The 209-nt window shown below is 54.5% G+C and carries 1 tRNA gene and 1 rRNA gene; both read right to left on the reverse strand.

What is annotated here, in order from left to right:
* Position 1: 1 nt before the first annotated feature.
* A tRNA-Ile gene (locus H6A13_RS13190) sits at positions 2–75 on the reverse strand.
* Positions 76–115: 40 nt separating this feature from the next.
* A 5S ribosomal RNA gene (rrf, locus tag H6A13_RS13195) occupies positions 116–209 on the reverse strand; the annotation flags it as partial.

The following is a 209-nucleotide window of genomic DNA, read 5'->3' on the forward strand; positions in this document are numbered from 1 at the left end:
ATGGGCTTAAGTGGACTCGAACCACCGACCTCACGCTTATCAGGCGTGCGCTCTAACCGGCTGAGCTATAAGCCCGTTCCAAAAAGGGCTTCCGCCACTTTTTTTCTTTTTTTATTCCTGGCAGCCACCTGCTCTCCCACACCGTCTCCAGTGCAGTACCATCGGCCGCTTAGGGCTTAACCATCGTGTTCGGGATGGGTACGGGTGTT

Source organism: Mordavella massiliensis, assembly GCF_016902415.1.
In the GTDB taxonomy this organism is placed as follows: domain Bacteria; phylum Bacillota; class Clostridia; order Lachnospirales; family Lachnospiraceae; genus Merdimonas; species Merdimonas faecigallinarum.